The sequence below is a fragment of the Pseudomonas songnenensis genome (assembly GCF_003696315.1).
GTDB classification, from domain to species: Bacteria; Pseudomonadota; Gammaproteobacteria; order Pseudomonadales; family Pseudomonadaceae; genus Stutzerimonas; species Stutzerimonas songnenensis.
The window spans coordinates 700769-722245 of the sequence record NZ_RFFN01000003.1 but is presented as its reverse complement, the minus strand read 5'-3'; the positions used below and the strand labels follow the sequence as shown (position 1 = coordinate 722245).

The window sequence follows — 21477 nt, the reverse complement described above, 5'->3', positions numbered from 1 at the left end:
TCATCTGCCTGGTCAGGCGGCGCGATTGTTCGTGGATTTATGTTGTTGAGAAGCGTTAGCATTAAGGCCTGCAGCGCTCATGGGAGGCCGCATGGCAACAGAAGGTATGCTTCGGCAGCAGATGCTGCATCGGTTCTACGCTGATCACCACGGCTGGTTGAATGGCTGGCTGCGCCGTCAGCTTGGCTGTAGTCAGCGTGCAGCCGACCTTGCGCAGGACACCTTCGTGCGGGTGCTGAGCAAGGACGACGACATGGCCGCGATCCGCGAGCCCCGGGCCTATCTGCACACCATCGCCAAGGGCCTGTTGATCAACCATTGGCGCCGCCGGCAGATCGAGCAGGCCTATCTGGATGCACTGGCACTGCAACCGGAGCCGGTGGCACCGTCGCCGGAGTCCCAGGCGCTGATCGTCGAAACCCTGCTGCGGATCGATGCCATGCTGGCGCAACTGCCCACCAGGGTGCGCAGCGCTTTCCTCATGTCGCAGCTGCACGGCATGACCTACGCGGCTATCGCCGCCGAACTGGGTGTATCCGAGCGCATGGTGAAGAAGTACATGGCGCAGGCCATGCTGCATTGCCTGATGCTGGTGGCGGAGGACTGATGGGCAGCGACTACCGCGTGTTGCAGCAGGCTGCCGAATGGTTCGCCCTGTTGCAGTCCGGCTCGGTCAGCGCGGGCGAGCGCCGCGCGTGGGCGGCATGGCTGGAGCAGCCGGAACACGCTCAGGCGTGGGCGAAGGTCGAGCGCATCAGCGGCCAGTTTCAGCCGCTGACCAGGGATGCCGTTGGACGAAGCGCCGGTGCCATGCTGCATGGTCGTCAGCCGAATCGACGCCAGGCGCTGAAAGTGTTGTCCGTACTCTGTGGTGGCGCTGCGCTCAGCCTGGCCGGTGGCTCGCTGCCCTGGCGGCAGTGGGCCGCCGATGAACGCACCGCGGTGGGGGAAATACGCGACCTGCGGCTAGCCGATGGCTCGCGGCTATGGCTCAGCACCGCTACGGCAGTGGATATCGCCTTCGATGCGACCGCACGATCGCTGGCGCTCTATCGCGGTGAGCTGTTGATCGATGCCCCGGCCAGCCGCCGTGCGCGACCGCTGCTGCTGAGCAGTCGCGAAGGGCGTGTGCGCAGCGAGCAGGCCGCGCGCTTTTCGCTCCGGCAGGAGGATGGTCGGACGCGGCTGAGCGTATTTACCGGCGTGGTGGATATCCAGCTCGACGGCTTCGCCACCACCAGCGTGAGCGCAGGGCAGCAGACCGAATTTGGCCCTCGCCATGTCGCACCACTTTCGGCTGCGCGGGCCGAGCATCAGGCCTGGGCTTCAGGCGTCCTGCTGGCCGACAACCAGCGCCTGGAAGACTTCCTCGCCGAACTGTCGCGCTATCGGCATGGCTACCTCGGCTGCGATCCGCGAATTGCCGATCTGCGCGTCGTAGGCGCCTTCCCCCTGGCAGATACCGAGCGCGTACTCGACGCGTTGGCCGCCACCTTGCCGGTGCGCATCGAGCGCCGCATGGGCTGGTGGGTCAGTCTTGAGCCCGCGGCCAAGCGAGTCGAGGCATAGCCTGATACGGATTCAAATAAAAAATATTCGCATCCGCAGTTCCCTTTCCAGATTCTCGCCGGGCATAGGACGAAACCCGTCATTCGAACAGGACTTCCCATGCGCTCGACCGCCTTGCCCTTCCTTCCCGACCGTTCCCGTGCCCTGGCGCTGGGTATCCGCGCCGCGCTGCTGTGCCTGCCCCTGAGCATCGCTCCCGGTCTGGCCATCGCCCAGTCCGCGACGCAGCAGGCGGTGCGCAGCTACGACATTCCCGCCGGCCCGCTGTCCAGCGCACTGAGCCGCTTCGCCGGCGAGGCCGGGGTGCTGCTGTCGGTGGACGGCAGCCTGCTGCAAGGCCTGCAATCGAATGGGCTGCGCGGGCAGTATGGTGTCGACGACGGCTTCGCCGCACTGCTGCAGGGCAGCGGCCTGCAAGCCGTGCGCGACGGCCAGGGCAACTACTCGCTGAGCCGCCGCACGGCACAGAGCGATGCCGTCGAGCTGCAACCGATGACCGTCGAAGGCTTCGCTCTGGGCAATGCGCTGGGTTCGATGGAAGGCTACAACGTGACCCATAGCAGCGTGGCGACCAAGACGAGCATGCCCTTGGTGCGTACATCGCAGAGTGTTTCTGTGGTTACGCGTGAGCAGATCGACAAGCAGGGTTCGATGACGGTTGCTGAAGCTGTGCGTTATACCCCGGGCGTACTCACAAACCCCTATGGCAATACGCGGCGCTATGACTATTTGGCGATGCGCGGAATCAATGATGGGGCAGTCGACAACATCATCATCGACGGCTTGAAGTCCATGGGTGACCCTGGGTCTTACAGCAGCCTGCAGATTGATCCCTATTTCATCGAACGTATCGACGTGCTCAAGGGGCCGTCTTCTGTTCTGTATGGTCGCAGCAATCCCGGTGGGTTGGCGTCGCTGACGACCAAGCGGCCGCAGTTCACTGATGCCGCTCGCATTGATCTCTCTTACGGCAGCAATGACTACAAGAGTCTCGGCTTCGATGTCACCGGACCGCTGAATGAAAATGTTGCGTATCGCGTAGTCGGTGTGGCGAAAGACGCCGATAGCCAGGTCGACTATGTCGAAGAAACCCGCTACACGCTTATGCCCAGCCTGACGCTGAACCTCAGCGAAGACACCAGCCTCAATCTCTATGCCTATCTTCAGCACGATCCCAACGGTGGTTATCACGGAAGTCTGCCGGCTTCCGGAACGCTGGAAAAACGCAACGGGCGACGTCTTTCCGGCAGTTTCTTCGAGGGCGATCCGGATATCGAGGAATTCAAGCGAACCCAAAACATGCTGGGTTATGAGTTTCAGCATCGCTTCAACGATGTTTGGAGTGCGCGGCAGAATTTCCGATATCTGGATGCAGAGGTGGAGAACAGCCAGGTCTGGCAGAGTGGGTATTACTGGACACCCGCTGATAGTAATGAGCTTTATCGGGGCTTTAGCGGGGGAGAAGAGAGCCTGCATGCTTGGATCGTCGACAACATGCTGCAGGCTGAATTCGCTACCGGTTCGGCCCTTCATACCGTTGTTGTAGGTCTGGATTACCAATATACGAAAAACAAGATTTTCAACGACGCGGACCGCTCTGTTTACGACCCTAGAAGCCCCGGCACGGTGCCAACGCTTGATACTGGCAGTTCAAGCTATCCATCCTTCGCGTTATCTCCGTTTGCTACAGCGGATGCGTTGCGCCGGCAAAAGCAAGCCGGTTTCTACATTCAGGATCTGGTCGAGCTGGGTAACTGGAACCTCTCGGCAGGGTTGCGCCAGGATTGGTACGACGTATCAATCGATGATTCCATCAGCGGCAAGGATGCAAATCAGGGCGAAAAGCTTAGCGGCCATGTCGGCGTCCTCTATGCATTCGAAAACGGCATTTCTCCCTACCTGAGTTATTCGACCTCATTCAATCCAACGTCCAACTATTCCAGTGGGGCTCAGATACTGGAGCCGACTACTGGTAAGCAATGGGAAGCTGGCGTGAAGTATCAGCCGGTTGGTAGCGACGACCTATATACCTTGTCATTCTTCACGATCGATATGGAGAACCTGTTCGCCAAGGAGAACAGCCTGGTCACCGATAACTTCTATAAAGGTGTCGGCGGCATGAAGTCGCGAGGGGTTGAGCTTGAGGCTAGGGTGAACGTTACGGAACACCTGCGCGTACTCGGCAGCGTCACACTTAACGATGTGAAATACAGCAAGAGTTATTTCGCCTATAACTCTGCCGGTGAGGTAGTCGATGCAAAAGGCAATACCCCTTATCAAACACCCGAACGCATGGCGAGCCTGTGGGCTGACTACAGTTTTGCCGAGGGGCTGCTGGCGGGCTTGAACATCGGTGGCGGCGCGCGTTATGTCGGTTACAGCTGGGGCAACGACGCGCATGACTTCAAAGTGCCGTCCTACACGCTGTTCGACGCTTCCATTGGTTATGACCTCAGCCGAGTCGGGCTGAATGGCACATCGATTCGACTCAACGCCAACAACCTGACCGATGAGTACTACGTGGCATCCTGCTACAACGCGTCCTCGTGCTACCTGGGTGCGGAGCGTAATGTCGTGGCGACCATCACGCATCAGTTCTGAGCGATTAACCAGCCGCCGGTCCCCAAAGGCCGGCGGCTTTGTGCTTTCTGAAAGACGGACAACCGACGATGCGTTCGATTCTTGTGCTCCTGCACCGCTACATCGGCCTGGCCACGGCGATCTTCCTGTTTCTCGCCGGCATTACCGGCAGCATCCTGGCCTTCCATCACGAGCTGGATGAATGGCTCAACCCGGAGTTTTACCACACCACCAGTGAGGGGCCGGTGCTGGCGCCGGGGACGCTGGTGGAGCGCGTCGAGCAGGCCAACCCGCGCATGCAGGTCTGGTACATGGAGTTTCCCAGCGAACCCGGCCACGCCGCGCTGATGGCGCTGGTGCCGCGCGACGATCCGGCGACCGGCAAGCCCTATGACGAACGACCCGTGGTGCATTACCTCGATGCGGTGACTGGCGAGCCGGTGGGTACGCGCTATTGGGGCGAGTGCTGCTTCTCGCGCAAGAACTTCGTGCCCTTCATTCTCGAGTTCCACTACAACCTGTCGCTGCCGGGCAACTGGGGGCTGTGGTTGATGGGCATCGTGGCAATCGCCTGGGTAATCGATTGCTTCGTCTCGCTGGTGCTGACCTTCCCTCGCGGCCGGCCGTTCTTTTCCAAGTGGTGGACGGCCTGGAAGATCAAGCGCCAGCGCATGAACCACGATGTGCACCGCGCCGGCGGCCTGTGGCTGTGGCTGCTGCTCACGCCAGTGGCGGTCAGCAGCGTGGCGATGAACCTGCCGGAGCAGGTGTTCAAGCCGGTGGTCTCACTGTTCTCGCCCGTTGAGCCGAGCGTCTACGAGGCCCGCGGGCGGATGCCGGCCGAGCAGTTGGGCACTACCGCCTACGACTTCCACCAGGCGTACGACTACGCCATGCAGCACGCCGCTGAGCTCGGCCTGACCGAAGCGATCACCGAGCTGTACTACAGCTTCGAGTACAACTTCTATGGTGCCGGTTTCGGCGAGCACGACAGCAACCAGGGCAATGCCTGGCTGTTCTTCCACGGCACCGACGGGCGCCTGCTCGGCCAGGAGATTCCTGGCCAGGGCACGCTGGGGCAGCAGTTCCACCTGCTGCAACCGGCGATCCACGGCGGACGCATTCTCGGCTTGCCGGGTCGCATCCTGATCGCCGTGCTGGGCGTGGCGATCGCGGTGCTGTCGGTGACCGGTGTGGTGATCTGGTGGCGCAAGCTGTCGGCGCGGCGGCTGGCAGCAGCGAGGCGTGATGCGGTAGCGGAGGCGGAGGCGTCGTAGCGAACCCGAGAGCCGTATGCAGACCCCGCCCTGTGCGGGGGAGTCGGAGGGTTCAGGGCTCGCGCTTGAGCAGCTCAGGCAATTGCTCGGCCAGTTTCTGCACCCGCAACGGCGAACGGATAAAGCCGCGCTGGCGGCCGTCCGGCCCGATCAGCACCAGGTTGCCGCTGTGGTCGACGGTGTAGTTTTCCTTGCTGGTATCCCCCGGAATGAAGGGAATGCCGACGCCGTTGGCCAGGGTCTGGATATCGTCCAGCGGACCGGTCAGGCCCAGGAAGCCGGCGTTGAAGTAGCCGAGGTATTCCTTGAGCTGCGCGGGCGTGTCGCGGTCCGGATCGACGCTGACCAGTATGGTGCGCAACTGGCCGCGCACCGTCTCCGGCAGCATGCCGTTGAGCTGGCGCAGCTCGGCCAGGGTGGTGGGGCAGATGTCTGGGCAGAAGGTGTAGCCGAAGAACAGCAGCGTCCATTGCCCCTTCAATGCATCCAGCTGCACCGCTTCGCCGTCCTGATCCGTCAGGCTCAGCGCCGGCACCGTGCGGCTCTGCGGCAGCAGGACGATGCCGGCATCCAGCAGCTGGGTGGGATCGAGCTGGCGCTGGCTGTTGAGCACCTTGGAAACCGTCAGCCCGACGACCAGCGCGATCAGCGCAACGAGGATGAAGACGGTTTTCTGGATGCGGGTCATGAACGTCCTTTGGGCGACTGGGTGGCCTGTTTGGTGAGCTCAGTTGGTCAATTTCGGCGCCCATGGCCCCGACACTGCGTTGCTGCTCCTTGCCATAGCTCGCTATGACTCGTCGCAGCGCCTTGTCTCGGAGCCATGTTCATCCGAACTTGCCTCAACCCGCTCACCGCACAGGCCACTAGAAATCGAGTAGCAGATAATGATCAACCAGCAGCGCGATGAACAGCGCGAACAGGTACCAGATGCTGAATTTGAACGTCTTGATTGCCGCATGTGGCCGGCTGTCGCGGTACAGCGCGATCGTCCAGTAGAGGAAGCGCGCGCCCAGCAGCACCGCGGCGGCCAGGTATAGCGGGCCGCTCATGTGAATGGCGAAGGGCATGAAGCTGACCGCCAGCAGCATGGCGGTGTAGAGCAGGATGTGCACCTTGGTGTAGTGCACGCCATGGGTCACCGGCAGCATCGGCACGTTGACCTTGGCGTACTCGTCCTTGCGGTGGATCGCCAGGGCCCAGAAGTGCGGCGGCGTCCAGGCGAAGATGATCAGCACCAGCAGCAGCGGCTCGGCGGTGACCTGGCCGGTTACCGCGACCCAGCCGAGCAGGGGCGGCGCGGCGCCGGCCAGGCCGCCGATGACGATGTTCTGCGGCGTGGCGCGCTTGAGAAAGCCGGTATAGATCACCGCGTAACCGATCAGCGAGGCCAGCGTCAGCCAGGCGGCGAGGGCGTTGGTGAAGGTCAGCAGCAGGGCCAGCCCGCTGACGCCGAGGACGAAGGCGAAGGTCAGTGCCGCCGCCGGCGAGACCCGGCCTGCGGCCAGTGGCCGCTTGTGGGTGCGGGCCATCACCGAATCGATCTGCCGGTCCACCACATGGTTCACCGCCGCCGCGCCGCCGGCGCACAGGGCGATGCCGAGGTTGCCGAACAGCAGCACCGTCCAGGGCACGCCGGCGCGGGTGGCGAGGAACATGCCCACCAGCGAGGTGATGAGCATCAGCAGCACCACCTTCGGTTTGGTCAGCTCCAGGTAGTCGCGCCAGCTGGCCTGGGCGCCGCGTTCGCTGAGTAGGGTCGCCATGGGGGTTCTCCTTGTGGTCAAGCGCGGGGCAGATCGAGCTGCCCCGTCGTGTTCGAAATCGATGCAGGCTCGGTTTGCCGGGTGGCATGTGCAGGCTGGCGCAGCCGGTAATTGACCAGTACCAGCACCAGCAGCAGTGCGGCACCGCCGCCGTTGTGCGCGACGGCCACCGCCAGCGGCAGGTTGAACACCACGTTGCTGATACCCAGGCCGACCTGCAGCGCCAGCGCGGCGATGAGCAGCCCGGCCAGCCGGCCGAGGCCGCGGCGCATGAGCATGGCGGCCAGCAGCAACAACACCAGCGTCACCAGCAGCGCACCGATGCGGTGGCTGACATGGATCGCCGTGCGCGCCTCGCCGTAGAGCAGGCCGCCGAGGTAGTTGGGGCCGATGTCGTGGTGGGTCAGGTTGAAGGCGTTGGCGAAGTCCATCCGCGGCCACCATTCGCCGTGGCAGGTGGGGAAATCGGTGCAGGCCACCGCCGCATAGTTGCTGCTGACCCAACCGCCCAGGGTGATCTGCGCCACCACCGCGAGCAGGGCGATGCCGGCGAATCTGCGCAGACGACCGTCTACGGCCGGTAAGGGAGCAAGTGCGCCGGACAGCCGCAGGCACAGCAGAAACAGCAGGCTGAGCGTGGTGAAACCCCCGAGCAGGTGCGCGGTGACTACCTGTGGCCAGAGCTGCAGGGTCACCGTCCACATGCCGAAGATCGCCTGGGCGATGACCACCGCGAGCAGCAGCAGCGGCAATTTCACAGGTTGGCCGGGTTCGGCGCGGCGGCGGACGGCCTGTACGGCAAGGGCGAGGATCACCAGCCCGAGGGCGCCGGCGAAATAGCGATGGATCATCTCGTTCCAGCCCTTGACGACTTCCAGCGGTGCCTCGGGGAAACGCAGCGCGGCAAGGTTCTGCTTGTGTTCGCTCATGGGCACGGCGAGGAAACCGTAGCAGCCGGGCCAGTCCGGGCAGCCGAGGCCGGCGTGGGTCAGCCGCGTGTAGGCACCGAGCAGCACGACCACCACGGCCAGCGCGGTGGCGATCAGGGCGAGGCGGTATCCGGGTCTGGCCATCGGGTTCTCCTTGGGCGGCCTGTTTGGGACCGCAGCGCAGCGGCGCAGTGCCTCAGCCGATCTGCGAGATCTTCAGCAGGTATTTCAGGTCGTCGAGAATCGCCTTGCCGTCGGCGCCGACGTCGTAGCGCAGCACCAGATTGCCGTGGGGGTCGACGATCCACAGTTGGGGTGTGGCGGGTGCCTCGGGGTTGCGGGCATAGACGGCGGCGTCCAGCGCATGGCGTTGCAGCTGCGGGTATTCGCGACGCAGGCGCTGTTCGTAGGCTTCGTCCAGCGCCGTCGCGCTGGCCAGTGCATGGCCGGCGCGGGCCGCTTCGCGGGCCAGGCCGATATTGATCTGCCGGGCCAGGTAGACCAGTTGCTGGCATTGGGCCTCGCAACCCTGCGGCGCGGTGACCAGCAGCTCCCAGCGGCGCTCGGGAGCCGTAGCGCTGACGCCGATGGCCGTGCGGTCCTGGCCGTTGGCGATCAGCACGCCGTCATAGCTGCGGCTTTCCGGCACCCAGAAGCCGAACCGGTACATGGCCGAAGCCAGCAGCATCGGGCCGAGCACCACGCCGATGATCAGCAGCAGTTGCAGCCGACCGCGGCCGCGTTTGCCTTCACCGCTGGAGAGGGTTGGATTCATCGTGCTCACTGCGCTTCCCCCGTGCCTGATGCACACCGAAATAGATGAACAGCGCCAGCAGTGCCGCCGCCAGGGCGAACCACTGCACGGCGTAACCCAGGTGCTGCGACGGACTCATGCTGGTGACCACCCAGTCGGCGCGATAGGCGCTCGGACCCGGCTCCAGGCGTAGCTCGTGGATCACCCCCTCGCGGTCGGCCTGCTGCCACATCGCCTCGATGTCCACATGGTTGATCAGTCGCGGCCAGCCCTCGGCCGTGCGATGGCTGAAGATGAACGGCTTGCCCGGCGGCACGTAGACCCAGGCGGCGAGCTTCAACGGCTGCGTCGGCGTGTCGAAGGACGGCGGCACGCGGCGGTCCGGCCAGGGAATCCAGCCACGGTTGACCATCACCCAGCGGCCGCTGAGTTCGTCATGGAAGGGTTGCAGCAGTTCGACGCCGACCTGGCCGTCGCGGGTGCGGCTGTCGAGCAGGAAGCTGTGCTCGGCATCGAAGCGACCCTGCAGGAACACCCGGGCGAAGGCCGGATCGTTCAGCCGCTCGATCTCGTGCGGCGCCACCGGTGCGGCCTGCTGACGGGCTTGCTGGCGCTCCAGCAGCTCGCGCTTGTGCTCACCGCGTTCCAGCTGCCAGAAACCCAGCCACACCAGTACCGGCAGCATGGCCAGTACCAGCAGGGTCGGCAGCAGCCCCGGCCTGAAGCCGTTCATGGCCGGCACCCTGATGCGTCGATACGGCTGGCTATACTCCACCCCCAATACCCCTGTCGTGGAATCGCTCATGCTCAAGGCGGCGATCGTTCTGTTGTTAGTGGCCACGCTGGTCAGTCTGTTCAGTGGGTTGTTCTTCCTGGTCAGGGATGAGGGGCGTACCTCCCGCGTGATCACGGCCCTGTTCATCCGCGTCACCCTCAGCGCGCTGACCGTTGCGCTGATCGGCTGGGGTTTCTATACGGGGCAGCTGCGCCCCGCCTTCGGTTTCTGAGTGCTCCCTAGATCACGTAGACGAAGACGAACAGCGCGATCCACACCACGTCGACGAAGTGCCAGTACCAGGCCGCCGCCTCGAAACCGAAGTGCTGCTCCGGCGTGAAATGTCCGCGCAGGACGCGTACCAGCATCACCGTGAGGATGATCGCGCCCATGGTCACGTGAGCGCCGTGGAAGCCGGTGAGCATGAAGAAGGTCGCGCCATAGATGCCCGATCCGAGCGTCAGCCCGAGCTCTGTGTAGGCATGCACGTACTCCTCGATCTGCAGGATCAGGAATGCCACGCCGAGCAGCACGGTCAGGCCCAGGCCGATCTTCAGGTGCTGGCGGTTGTTCTTGCGCAGCGCATGGTGCGCCCAGGTCAGGGTGAAGCTGGACGTCACCAGCAGGATGGTGTTGATCAGCGGCAGGCCCCAGGCGCTGATGGTGCCCTCCGGCGCCGGGTAGAGCTTCGGGTCGGGATTGTTCAGCAGCGGCCAGCTGTACTCGAAGCCGGGCCAGAGCATGTTGCTGATGCCCTTGTCGCCCTCGCCGGCGAGCCAGGGGCCGGCCCAGTAGCGGATGTAGAACAGTGCGCCGAAGAAGGCGAGGAAGAACATCACCTCCGAGAAGATGAACCAGCTCATGCCCCAGCGGAACGAGCGATCCATCTGTGCGCTGTACAACCCCGCGCGGCTTTCCTTCACCACGGCGCCGAACCAGCCGAACATCATGTAGGCGATCAGCAGCGCGCCGACGAAGAAGATCAGCGGCCCGTTGGACGAATCACGGGCGGCCTTGAGGTCGTTGAACCAGCTGCCCAGGCCATAGAAAGTGACCAGCAGGGCGATGGTGGCGATGATCGGCCATTTGCTCTGATCAGGAACGTAGTACTGCTCGTGGGTGGTCTGTTGGCTCATTGCAGACTCTCCTTGGCCGGGGCCGATGTGGCGTTGACGGCCACCGGCGGCTGGCGGGACGTGATGTCGAACAGCGTGTAGGCGAGGGTCAGGTGATGCACGTCGGCGGGCAGGTCGCGATCGACGATGAAGCGCACCGGCATCTCGATGCGTTCGCCCGGCTGCAGCACCTGCTGGGTGAAGCAGAAGCACTCGGTCTTGTGGAAGTAGGCCGCCGCCCGTGACGGCGAGACGCTGGGAATCGCCTGGGCGGTCATCGGCTTGTCGGTGGGGTTGTAGGCGACGAAGCGGATCTCCTGGGTGGCGCCGGGGTGCACGCTGATCTGGTCGGCCTGCGGGCCGAACTGCCACTGCATGCCGGCGGCGTTGGTAGCGAGAAACTGCACCCGCACCGCGCGCGCTTCATCGGCGCTCTGCGCGCCGGTGTAGGCACCGGCGGTCTTGCCGTTGATGCCGAAGGCCTGGCACATCACGTCGTAGATCGGCACCAGCAGGAAGCCGAAGCCGAACATGCCGATGACAACGAACACGAGGCGGCGGACCAGGCGCCTCGTGGACAGGGCCTCGTTCATGGCAGCCTCCCCGATGGATGGCTGCGGGCGACCCGGCAACCCCCAGCCAAGCTCTGATGCCTGCTCACGGCGTCAGCTCCCCGCCGGTGCCCTTGCGGTGCTCGTGCACATCGCTCATGTCCGGTGGCGTCTGGAAGGTGTGGTAGGGCGCCGGCGAGGGCACGCTCCATTCCAGGCCCTCGGCGCCGTCCCAGGGCTTGGCCGGTGCGGGTGCGCCGCCGCGGATGCACTTGATGACGATGAACAGGAACAAGAGCTGGGTGGCGCCGAACATGAAGGCGCCGACGCTGGAGACCATGTTGAAGTTGGCGAACATCATGTTGTAGTCCGGGATGCGCCGCGGCATGCCTGCAAGGCCGACGAAGTGCATCGGGAAGAACGCCAGGTTCATGCCGATGAAGCTCATCCAGAAATGCAGCTTGGCCAGGGTCTCGTCATACATGTGCCCGGTCCACTTCGGCAGCCAGTAGTAGGCCGAGGCGAAGATGCCGAAGATCGCGCCGGGCACCAGCACGTAGTGGAAGTGCGCCACCACGAAGTAGGTGTCGTGGTACTGGAAGTCCGCCGGGGCGATGGCCAGCATCAGCCCGGAAAAACCGCCGATGGTGAAGAGGATGACGAAGGCCACGGCGAACAGCATCGGCGCCTCGAAGGTCAGCGAGCCGCGCCACATCGTCGACACCCAGTTGAACACCTTCACCCCGGTGGGCACGGCGATCAGCATGGTGGCGTACATGAAGAACAGCTCGCCGGTCAGCGGAATGCCGACGGTGAACATGTGGTGCGCCCAGACGATGAAGGAGAGGAAGGCGATCGCGCCGGTGGCGTAGACCATCGAAGTGTAGCCGAACAGCGGCTTGCGGCTGAACGCCGGGATGATCGAGCTGACCGCGCCGAAGGCCGGCAGGATCATGATGTACACCTCGGGATGGCCGAAGAACCAGAACACGTGCTGGAACAGCACCGGGTCGCCGCCACCGGCTGCGCTGAAGAAGCTGGTGCCGAAGTGGATGTCCATCAGCATCATGGTCACCACGCCGGCCAGCACCGGCATCACCGCGATCAAGAGGAAGGCGGTGATCAGCCAGGTCCAGACGAACAGCGGCATCTTCATCAGCGTCATGCCCGGCGCACGCAGGTTGAGGATGGTGGCGACCACGTTGATCGCGCCCATGATCGAGCTGATGCCCATCAGGTGGATGGCGAAGATGAAGAAGGTCACCGACTCTGGCGCGTAGGTGGTCGACAGCGGTGCGTAGAAGGTCCAGCCGAAGTTCGGCCCGCCACCCTCCATGAACAGCGTCGAGACCAGCAGGCCGAAGGCCGCCGGCAGCAGCCAGAAGCTGAAGTTGTTCATCCGCGGCAGGGCCATGTCCGGCGCGCCGATCATCAGCGGGATCATCCAGTTGGCCAGGCCGACGAAGGCCGGCATCACCGCGCCGAAGACCATGATCAGGCCGTGCATGGTGGTCATCTGGTTGAAGAATTCCGGCTGCACGATCTGCAGGCCCGGCTGGAACAGCTCGGCGCGGATCACCATGGCCATCGAGCCGCCGAGCAGGAAGGCGCAGAAGCTGAACCACAGGTACATCGAGCCGATGTCCTTGTGGTTGGTGGTCAGCAGCCAGCGCGAGAGCCCCTTCGCCGGCCCGTGGTGGTGGTCATGCCCGACATGACCATGGTCGTCGATCACTGCACTCATCACCTGATCCTCTTACTGGGTGGCTTCTTCGGCCTGTTTGAAGTCGAGCACGTCTTTCGGCGTGACCATGTCGTCGGTCTTGTTGCCCCAGGCGTTGCGCTCGTAGGTGATGACCGCAGCCAGATCGACCTCCGACAGCTGCTTGCCGAACGCCGCCATGGCGGTGCCAGGCTTGCCGTTGACGACGATGTCGATGTGCGCCTCGATGTCGCCGGTGGCGATGGCCGAGCCCTTGAGTGCCGGGAACATCGGCGGGATGCCTTCGCCACCGGCCTGGTGGCACGAGGCGCAGGCGGTCTGGTAAACCTTCTGGCCGCGCTCGTTGAGCTCTTCCAGGGTCCATTCCTTGCTGGTCAGTTCAGCCAGCTTGGCGGCTTCGGCCTTCTTCTCGCCGAGCCAGCTGGCGTAGTCCTCCTGCGACTTGACCTCCACCACCACCGGCATGAAGCCGTGGTCCTTGCCGCAGAGTTCGGTGCACTGGCCGCGGTAGATGCCCGGCTGCTCGACGCGGGTCCAGGATTCGTTGATGAAGCCGGGAATGGCGTCCTTCTTCACCGCCAGATCCGGCACCCACCAGGAGTGGATCACGTCCGCCGCGGTGATCAGGAAGCGCACCTTGGCTCCGGCCGGAATCACCAGCGGCTCGTCGACTTCCAGCAGGTAATGCTCGCCCTTGGGCGACTGGTTGTTGATCTGCTCGCGCGGCGTGGTGAGGTTGCTGAAGAACTCCACGTCCTCGCCCAGATACTTGTAGTGCCACTTCCACTGGTAGCCGGTGATCTGCACGTCCACGTCCGATTCGCTGGAGTCGTAGATGTGGATCAGCGTGCGCGTCGCCGGGATCGCCATGCCCACCAGGATCAGCAGCGGAATGACCGTCCAGAGCACCTCGACGCGGGTGTTTTCATGGAAGTTGGCGGAGTGCTGACGCTTGGAGCGGCGGTGCGCGATCATCGAATAGATCATCACGCCGAACACCAGCACGCCGATGACCACGCAGATCCAGAAGATGGTCATGTGCAGATCGAACACCGACCGACTGACGTCGGTGGCGCCGGAGCGCATGTTCACGTCCCAGGCCGCCTGGGCCTGGCCGAATATTGCCGAAAGCCCAAGCCCCATCCAGATGCATGGATGTCGAGACATTGCGGGTTCCCCTTATGATTCTTGTTATCCCGCCGACCGCCATCGCACCGCCGAGAATCGGCTGGCCGGGGAAACCATTCCCGTCATGCCAGCTACGTTCTCGATCAGTCCGATTCTGCCCAGCACGACCACCGAAACGCTCGGGGTTGAGCTGGACGCTTGCACGCGCAGTCGGAACTCAATCAGGTACGCCTACGATTCGGAGTATAGACAGCGATCCCACTCTCGCAATTTAAGCGCGCGGCGTGTCTGGCTCGGGCTGTGCGGGGTCGTCGTTCTTCTTCACGCCGCGAATGTTCATCGCCGCCAGGCAGACCTGCAGCGTAATCAGCGCCCAGGCCTCGGCGTGCCAGCCCCAGATCACCCAGAGCAGGTTGCTCAGCAGAAAACAGCAGAAGCCGACGAAGCGCCGGCCAGGTTGTAGCGAGCCGATCAGCCAGGCGGCGATCACCGTGACCACCATGGCCGGCCATTGCAGCAGATCGATCCAGTCCACGATGCCTCCGATGCAGGAATACAGGGATTGGTGCGACGGCGGCCGGGGATAGTTCCTCGCGAACATGCCCGGCAGACAGCAGGAGGCTCGTGTCGCCGGGGGGGCAGCCCACCCCGAGGGGCCGCTCACCGAATGCGGCAGATTCTCGCGACACAGGCTCGAACGTAGGGTGGAAAACCGCGAAGCGTTTTCCACGCGTCTGCAAGCAGTCGCGCAGTCCGGCGCGGGTTGCAGGGCGATGCGTGGCAGCGTGCAGTGCGGTGGATGGGTAAGCGTCAGCCACCCGGCGGCGTCTCCCGCCGGGGTAAAACCGGTCAGATCAGGCTCAGCTGCTGCCCGGGTGGCGCGAAAATGCTGCAGTCCAGGCCGTAGTTCTGATCCCGCCGATTGAAGCCCAGGCGCTTGCAGGCCAGCTGGAAACGCTGGGCGAGCAGCTGGGCGAACTGCCCTTCGCCGCGCATGCGGCTGCCGAAGCGGCTGTCGTAATCCTTGCCGCCGCGCGACTGGCGCACCAGGCTCATGACATGGGCGGCGCGCTGCGCAAAGTGTTCCTCGAGCCAGCCCTCGAACAGCCCGGCCACCTCATGAGGCAGGCGCAGCAGCACGTAGCCGGCCGAACGCGCACCGGCTTCGCGGGCGGCTTCGAGCAGGCGCTCCAGCTCCATGTCGTTGATCATCGGGATCATCGGCGCGCACATCACGCTGACCGGCACGCCGGCCTCGTGCAGCGTACGCAATACCCGCAGGCGCGCCGAAGGCGAGGCTGCGCGCGGCTCCATGATGCGTTTGAGTTCATCGTCCAGGGTCGTGAGGCTGACCGACACGCTCACCAGCCGCTGCTCGGCCAGCGGCACCAGCAGGTCCAGGTCGCGCAGCACCAGCGAACCCTTGGTGATGATGTGCACCGGATGCCTGAAGCGCAGCAGGATCTCCAGTGCCTGGCGCGTCAGCCGCTGCTCGCGCTCCAGTGGCTGATAGGCATCGGTGTTCACCCCCAGAGCAATGGGCTGCGGCACGTAGCCCGGCTTGCTCAGCTCGGCCTCCAGCCGTTCGGCAAGGTTGGTCTTGGCGATCAGCCGGGTCTCGAAATCGATGCCCGGCGAAAGATCCCAGTACGCGTGCGATGGCCGCGCAAAGCAGTAGATGCAGCCATGTTCGCAGCCGCGATAAGGGTTGACCGAGCGATCGAAACCAACGTCCGGCGACTGGTTGCGCGTCAGCACCGACTTGGCGATTTCGCGGCGCACCTCGGTGGCGCGGGTCGGCGGGACGTCCTGTTCCCAGCCGTCGTCATAGGCCTCGCTGCGCATGGGCGCGAAGCGATTGTCCGGGTTGACCGCCGTACCGCGGCCGCGTGGTGTGGGAGTAGGCAGGGTCATGGTCGTGAGTCGAATGCTGTTTATATATACAGTAAACGGCTCGTCGTCCGTGCGCCAGCCCAGCTGATCGATGGCAACCGCTACCGCCCGTCGGTTGGCTCGGGAACATTTGCTTACAGGTCCGGACAAAGGAGGCTGATCGGGCGAGCGCTGTGGTTCCACGCTGCCCGAATTGGAGCCGGCCGGCAGACAAATAAAAGGATGATCAGGGCGCCCCTGGCGACCGATCCGGCAGTACCGGCATTTGCACTATCAGTGCACTCCAGCTTCCAGCCACTGCCGACAGTCAGGAGCAGACCATGCATCCCACCGGTTCCTTTCACACCCGGGAAAACAATTTCGATTTCCTGCGCTTCTTTGCTGCCGCTCTGGTGCTGTTCGCCCATAGCTATCCACTGGTTGGTCGCCGTGGCGATGAACCGCTGACGTTGCTGACCGGCTATGAAAAGGGCGGCTCGATCGCCGTCGGCATCTTCTTCGTCATGAGCGGCTACCTGATCGCCTCGTCCTGGCTGGCCAGCAGCAGCCCGAAGAGCTTTCTGCTCAAGCGCGCACTGCGCATCTTCCCGGCGCTGATCGTGGCGGTGCTGCTGTCGGTCTTCGTCATCGGACCGATGGTCACGCAGTTCAGCCTCGCCCGCTATCTGGCCGCCGACGGTACCTGGACCTACCTGCAGAACATCCTGCTGGTGACGCGTTACGAACTGCCCGGCGTGTTCACCGGCAACATCTATCCCGATGTGGTCAACGGCTCGCTGTGGACGTTGCCGCTGGAAGTGCTGATGTACATCGGCGTGATGATTCTCGGCCTGACCGGCTTTCTCAAGCGCCGCCTGATCTTCCTGCCGATCGTGGTGCTGGCGGTCGGACACGTCTGGCTGCTGGGCAAGCTGGGTATCGAGTCCTACTTCATCAAGAACATCTTCAAGCTCGGTCTGCTGTATTACAGCGGCTCGGCACTGTTCCTCTATCGCGACGACATTCCCTGGCGCGGCTGGATCGCGGCGCTGCTGTTCGCCGCGCTGGTGGCGACCTTCCGCACCGACATCGGCCCGCTGGTGTACTTCGTCGCGCTGCCGTACCTGGTGCTCTACCTGGCCTACGCGCCGCTGCCCTGGGTGTCGCGTTTCGGCAAGTACGGTGACTTCTCCTACGGCCTGTATATCTACGCCTTCCCGTTCCAGCAGCTCACCGTCTACCTGTTCGGCCCGCAGGTCGGCGTGCTCGGCCTGACGCTGATCGCCTTCGTGCCGACGCTGATCCTCGCCGCGCTGTCCTGGCACCTGATCGAAGCGCCGGCGATGAAGCTCAAGCGCCTGTTTGCCTCGCCACCGCAGCCGGGACGGGCGACGCCGAGTGCCGATGGTTGAGTCTTCGGATGGCGCACAGGCGCTGTCTGAAAATTGGAGATTGCGGGTGGGCTGGTGGGTGCTGACTAAGCGTTTTGCTTGGATGGCGATTTGCGAGCCGCTTGAGCGCTTGGTTTCGCCCTGCTGGGCGACTCACTTTTTTCAGTCGCCAAAAAAGTAAGCAAAAACGCTTGCCCCTCCATCCGGCTCTCGCTGCGCTCGACTTCCCTCATTCCATCCGCGCTCCGGCGGCCGGCGTACAAGGGCCGTCCATGGCCCTTTACGCCTCTCGCGGCATCCATGCCGCTCGCTTCCCTCCAAGCGGACTCCATTCGGCCTCCTGAAAGGGGCGGTTGGTGCCGCCTGGCAGGCCGTGCAAGGAAAGCAAAAACGCAAAAGCCAAGCGAAGCCTGCTTCTCGATCTTCCCAGCCCGATCCCGCCAATTGGCGGGCCTTTCGGTTCAGCCGAGGCGTATCACTCCGGCTTCTTCAACTTCGGATTAGGAAAAAACTGCACCGACTGCACCTGCGGGTTGGCCGGCTTGGGCTGGACCTTGTTCACTCGCGTGCCCAGCTCCATGGGTACCGACTGGCCCTGGGCGTTGAGGGTGTCGGCGTAGCCGCAGTCGATGCATTCGCGGTGCGGCACACCGTCGACATCCCACATCTTGATGCAGTCCGTGCCGCTGCACGCCGGGCATACGGCCCCGGCGATGAAGCGCTTGGTGGTGACTCGGGATACTTCGTTGCTCATGCTGCGGCCTCCGCTACCAGCCCGAGGTGGCGCAGCAGAGCGTCGATGGACGGCTCGCGGCCTCGGAAATCGACGAACAGTACCATCGGCTCCTGGGAGCCGCCACGCGCCAGGATGGCCTCGCGGAAGGCGCGGCCGGTCTCGGCGTTGAACACCCCTTCCTCCTCGAAGCGCGAGAAGGCATCGGACGACAGCACCTCGGCCCACTTGTAGCTGTAGTAACCGGCGGCGTAACCGCCGGAGAAGATGTGCGCGAAACTGTTGGGGAAGCGGTTGTAGGCCGGCGGCCGCATCACCGAAACCTCGTCGCGGATGTGTTCGAGCACCTGCAGCACGCTGCGACCGTCACCGTGGGTGGCGTGCAGTTCGAAGTCGAACAGGGAGAACTCCAGCTGGCGCGCCATCATCATGCCGGACTGGAAGTTCTTCGCCGCCAGCATCATGTCCAGTTTGTCCTGTGGCAGGGCTTCGCCGGTCTGGTAGTGACCGGAGATCAGCGCCAGGCCTTCGGGGTCCCAGCACCAGTTCTCCATGAACTGGCTGGGCAGCTCCACCGCATCCCAGGCCACGCCGTTGATGCCCGACGCACCAGCGTGCTCGACCTGGGTCAGCAGGTGGTGCAGGCCGTGGCCGAATTCGTGGAACAGCGTGGTGACCTCGTCATGGGTCAAGAGCGCCGGGCGCTCGCCCACCGGCGGGGTGAAGTTGCAGACCAGGTTGGCCACCGGCGTCTGCAGCGTGCCGTCTGCGGTGCGGCGCTTGTCGCGGGCGCCGTCCATCCAGGCGCCGCCGCGCTTGTTCGGCCGCGCGTAGAGGTCGAAGAAGAAGCGCCCGACGTGCTCGCCGTTCTCGGTGATCTCGAACAGCCGCACATCCGGGTGCCAGCGGTCGAACCGCTCCAGTTCATGGATCTGGATGCCATACAGGCGCTGGACGATGCCGAACAGCCCGGACAGTACCTTGTCGATCGGGAAGTAGGCGCGCAGCTCTTCCTGGTTCAGGCTGTAGCGCTGCTGGCGCAGCTTCTCGGCGTAGTAGCCCAGGTCCCAGCTCTGCAGGTCGTCCAGACCCTGCTCGGCGGCGAAGGCGCGCAGTTCGGCCAGGTCGCGTTCGGCGAACGGCTTGCTGCGCACCGCCAGGTCGCGCAGAAAGCTCAGCACCTGCTCGGTGGATTCGGCCATCTTGGTCGCCAGCGACAGCTCGGCGAAGTTGCGATAGCCCAGCAGGCCGGCCAGCTCGTGACGCAGCTCGAGGATCTCGGCCATCACCGGGCCGTTGTCGAACTGCCCGGCATTCGGGCCCTGGTCCGAGGCGCGGGTGCAGTAGGCGGTGTAGACCTCCTCGCGCAGGCCGCGGTTGTCGGCGTAGGTCATCACCGCGTAGTAGCTGGGGAATTCCAGGGTGATCAGCCAGCCGTCCAGATCCTTGGCCTTGGCCGCCTCGGCCATCTGCGCCTTGGCCGAGGCGGTGATGCCCGCCAGCAGGCTCTCGTCGGTGATGTGCCGGGTCCAGGCCTGTGTGGCGTCCAGCAGCTGGTTGGAGAACCTGCTGCCCAGCTCGGCGAGCTTCATCTGGATGGCGCCGAAGCGCTGCTGCTCCACCGGCGGCAGGTCGATACCGGACAGGCGGAAGTCGCGCAGCGAATGCTCGAGGATGGTCTTCTGCGCCACCTCGAAACCGGCCGCCGCGGGGTTCGTGGCCAGCGCCTGGTAGGCCTGGAACAGCGCGCGGTTTTGCCCCAGTTCCGTGTAGTAGGCCGACAGCTTGGGCAGGCAGGCCTCGTAAGCGGTGCGCAGTTCCGGGCTGTTGCACACGGCGTTGAGGTGACCGACCGGCCCCCAGGCACGGGCGAGGCGATCATTCAGCTCGTCCAGCCCGACCACCAGGGTCTGCCAGTCCAGGCTTTCGGCCGGGCGGCTGAGCAGCTCCTGGATCGCCACGCGGTTGTCGCCGAGGATGGTGTCGACGGCCGGCTCGACGTGCTCCGGACGGATTTCGGAATAGGGCGGCAGGTCGAATTGTTGCAGCAGGGGATTGTTCGCGCTCACGGGGACACCTTGTGACGAAGAGGATTGCAGGCCGCTCGCTGGAGCGAGGCCGGACGTGGCAGGCAGATGTCCTAGATGGACGCGCTGTCGTGCTTTTTCAACGCCGGTCGGCCGGTTGTTACTCTGACCACGGCGGGCGGCATGCTGCTCAGCCCGGGTCCGCAGCGGCAATGCCGGCCATCTTAATTACAATCGACCCTTCCCGCAGCCAAAGAGGTTTCTATCGTGGCGATACGCAGCTACCAAAACAGCACTCCGACACTGGGCGAGCGCGTGTTCGTCGACGACTCCGCCGTGGTCATCGGCGATGTGGAAATCGGCGCCGACAGCTCGGTGTGGCCGCTCACGGTGATCCGCGGCGACATGCACCGCATCCGCATCGGTGCGCGCTCGAGCATCCAGGACGGCAGCGTGCTGCACATCACCCACGCCGGGCCGTACAACCCGGACGGCTTTCCGCTGACCATCGGCGACGAGGTCACGGTCGGGCACAAGGTCACGCTGCACGGCTGCACCCTGGGCAACCGCATTCTGGTGGGCATGGGCTCGATCGTGATGGACGGCGTGGTGGTCGAGGACGAGGTGATCATCGGCGCCGGCAGCCTGGTGCCGCCGGGCAAGACGCTCGAGTCGGGCTACCTCTATGTCGGCAGCCCGGTGAAGCAGGCGCGCCCGCTGACCGACGAGGAGCGCAGCTTCTTCAGCTATACCGCCGGCAACTACGTCAAGCTCAAGGACCTGCACCTCGCCGAGCGCGGCTGATCCCGCTCACTTGGCGAACAGCTGGCCGATGTCCTTGAACGCCTTGAACTCCAGGGCGTTGCCGCAGGGGTCGAGCAGGAACATGGTCGCCTGTTCGCCGACCTGGCCCTGAAAGCGCACGTAGGGCTCGATCACGAAGCGCGTGCCGCGCGCCTTCAGCCGCTCGGCCAGCGCTTCCCACTGCTCCCAGCCGAGTACCACGCCGAAGTGCGGCACCGGCACGTCGTGGCCATCCACCGGGTTGCTGTGCGCCGCCTCCTGATGCGGCATCTTCGGCGCTTCGTGGATCACCAGCTGGTGGCCGAAGAAATCGAAATCCACCCAGTGCTCGCTGCTGCGGCCCTCGGCACAGCCGAACGCCTCGCCGTAGAAGGTACGGGCGGCGGCCAGATCGTAGACGGGAATGGCGAGATGGAAGGGCGAAAGCGTCATAGGTGGCACTCCTGGGCGTGGGACGCTTCGAGTCTAGAGCCTTTTTCCGCC

21 protein-coding genes are annotated in these 21477 nt (G+C 64.2%); 7 read left to right on the top strand and 14 right to left on the bottom strand.

Annotated elements, in window-relative coordinates; translation table 11 throughout:
- Positions 1-91 precede the first annotated feature (91 nt).
- The 4 genes from EA798_RS12020 (at position 92) to EA798_RS12005 (ending at position 5426) form a co-directional block, all read left to right on the top strand.
- Complete coding sequence (locus tag EA798_RS12020; protein WP_122099086.1) at positions 92-607, top strand: sigma-70 family RNA polymerase sigma factor; 516 nt, start codon at positions 92-94, stop codon at positions 605-607.
- Positions 607-1569, top strand: a complete 963-nt coding sequence (locus EA798_RS12015) for a FecR domain-containing protein (protein ID WP_122099085.1) — start codon at positions 607-609, stop codon at positions 1567-1569. The genes EA798_RS12020 and EA798_RS12015 overlap by 1 nt, the downstream gene beginning before the upstream one ends.
- Before the next feature lie 99 nt (positions 1570-1668).
- Positions 1669-4170 (top strand): TonB-dependent siderophore receptor, encoded by a 2502-nt coding sequence (locus EA798_RS12010; protein WP_122099084.1) that lies wholly within the window; start codon positions 1669-1671, stop codon positions 4168-4170.
- Positions 4171-4238: 68 nt separating this feature from the next.
- A complete protein-coding gene (locus EA798_RS12005; RefSeq protein WP_122099083.1) occupies positions 4239-5426 on the top strand; it encodes a PepSY-associated TM helix domain-containing protein in 1188 nt (395 codons plus the stop codon).
- A 52-nt stretch (positions 5427-5478) separates the two neighbouring features.
- On the opposite strand, the gene EA798_RS12000 is transcribed toward EA798_RS12005, so the two are convergent.
- From EA798_RS12000 to EA798_RS11980, 5 genes are all read right to left on the bottom strand, one after another.
- Positions 5479-6114: an SCO family protein gene (locus tag EA798_RS12000; protein ID WP_106156986.1), complete on the bottom strand. Its 636-nt coding sequence runs from the start codon at positions 6112-6114 to the stop codon at positions 5479-5481.
- Positions 6115-6292: 178 nt separating this feature from the next.
- On the bottom strand, positions 6293-7192 hold the full coding sequence (gene cyoE, locus EA798_RS11995) for a heme o synthase (RefSeq protein ID WP_122099082.1): 900 nt from the start codon (positions 7190-7192) through the stop codon (positions 6293-6295).
- Between the two features lie 17 nt (positions 7193-7209).
- Positions 7210-8265, bottom strand: coding sequence for a COX15/CtaA family protein (locus tag EA798_RS11990; protein WP_122099081.1), 1056 nt, complete (start codon positions 8263-8265; stop codon positions 7210-7212).
- Positions 8266-8317: 52 nt separating this feature from the next.
- Positions 8318-8896, bottom strand: a complete 579-nt coding sequence (locus EA798_RS11985) for a hypothetical protein (protein ID WP_106156992.1) — start codon at positions 8894-8896, stop codon at positions 8318-8320.
- Positions 8871-9608 carry an SURF1 family protein gene (locus EA798_RS11980; RefSeq protein WP_122099136.1) on the bottom strand — a complete coding sequence of 246 codons (738 nt, stop codon included), beginning with the start codon at positions 9606-9608 and terminating at the stop codon, positions 8871-8873. Before EA798_RS11980 ends, EA798_RS11985 begins: the two co-directional genes overlap by 26 nt.
- 70 nt (positions 9609-9678) lie before the next feature.
- On the opposite strand from EA798_RS11980, the gene EA798_RS11975 reads away from it, so the two are divergent.
- Positions 9679-9882, top strand: coding sequence for a twin transmembrane helix small protein (locus tag EA798_RS11975; protein ID WP_013984507.1), 204 nt, complete (start codon positions 9679-9681; stop codon positions 9880-9882).
- 7 nt (positions 9883-9889) lie between these two features.
- Here the strand turns inward: EA798_RS11975 and EA798_RS11970 are convergent, their stop codons facing one another.
- The 6 genes from EA798_RS11970 to EA798_RS11945 all read right to left on the bottom strand — a co-directional run bounded on the left by EA798_RS11970 (position 9890) and on the right by EA798_RS11945 (position 16081).
- Entirely contained in the window at positions 9890-10786 is an 897-nt protein-coding gene (locus tag EA798_RS11970) for a cytochrome c oxidase subunit 3 (protein WP_122099080.1), read from the bottom strand.
- A complete protein-coding gene (locus tag EA798_RS11965; RefSeq protein WP_122099079.1) occupies positions 10783-11358 on the bottom strand; it encodes a cytochrome c oxidase assembly protein in 576 nt (191 codons plus the stop codon). The genes EA798_RS11970 and EA798_RS11965 overlap by 4 nt, the downstream gene beginning before the upstream one ends.
- A gap of 64 nt (positions 11359-11422) precedes the next feature.
- Complete coding sequence (gene ctaD, locus EA798_RS11960; RefSeq protein ID WP_106157001.1) at positions 11423-13060, bottom strand: cytochrome c oxidase subunit I; 1638 nt, start codon at positions 13058-13060, stop codon at positions 11423-11425.
- A 12-nt stretch (positions 13061-13072) separates the two neighbouring features.
- Positions 13073-14206 (bottom strand): cytochrome c oxidase subunit II, encoded by a 1134-nt coding sequence (coxB, locus tag EA798_RS11955; RefSeq protein ID WP_122099078.1) that lies wholly within the window; start codon positions 14204-14206, stop codon positions 13073-13075.
- A gap of 232 nt (positions 14207-14438) precedes the next feature.
- Positions 14439-14669, bottom strand: a complete 231-nt coding sequence (locus EA798_RS11950; protein ID WP_276539295.1) for a hypothetical protein — start codon at positions 14667-14669, stop codon at positions 14439-14441.
- A 347-nt stretch (positions 14670-15016) separates the two neighbouring features.
- On the bottom strand, positions 15017-16081 hold the full coding sequence (locus EA798_RS11945) for a PA0069 family radical SAM protein (protein ID WP_122099077.1): 1065 nt from the start codon (positions 16079-16081) through the stop codon (positions 15017-15019).
- A gap of 299 nt (positions 16082-16380) precedes the next feature.
- Between EA798_RS11945 and EA798_RS11935 the strand changes: the two genes are divergently transcribed.
- Positions 16381-17451: an acyltransferase family protein gene (locus EA798_RS11935; RefSeq protein ID WP_122099076.1), complete on the top strand. Its 1071-nt coding sequence runs from the start codon at positions 16381-16383 to the stop codon at positions 17449-17451.
- A 454-nt stretch (positions 17452-17905) separates the two neighbouring features.
- On the opposite strand, the gene EA798_RS11925 is transcribed toward EA798_RS11935, so the two are convergent.
- Positions 17906-18184, bottom strand: coding sequence for a YheV family putative zinc ribbon protein (locus EA798_RS11925; protein WP_013984497.1), 279 nt, complete (start codon positions 18182-18184; stop codon positions 17906-17908).
- The gene (gene prlC / locus EA798_RS11920) at positions 18181-20232 is read right to left on the bottom strand and encodes an oligopeptidase A (protein WP_122099074.1); all 2052 of its coding nucleotides are present in this window, start codon (positions 20230-20232) and stop codon (positions 18181-18183) included. The genes EA798_RS11925 and prlC overlap by 4 nt, the downstream gene beginning before the upstream one ends.
- A 225-nt stretch (positions 20233-20457) precedes the next feature.
- Here prlC and EA798_RS11915 point away from each other — a divergent pair, with 225 nt between their 5' ends.
- Positions 20458-20994, top strand: coding sequence for a gamma carbonic anhydrase family protein (locus EA798_RS11915; RefSeq protein WP_122099073.1), 537 nt, complete (start codon positions 20458-20460; stop codon positions 20992-20994).
- 6 nt (positions 20995-21000) lie between these two features.
- On the opposite strand, the gene EA798_RS11910 is transcribed toward EA798_RS11915, so the two are convergent.
- On the bottom strand, positions 21001-21426 hold the full coding sequence (locus EA798_RS11910; RefSeq protein ID WP_106157023.1) for a VOC family protein: 426 nt from the start codon (positions 21424-21426) through the stop codon (positions 21001-21003).
- Positions 21427-21477 lie beyond the last annotated feature (51 nt).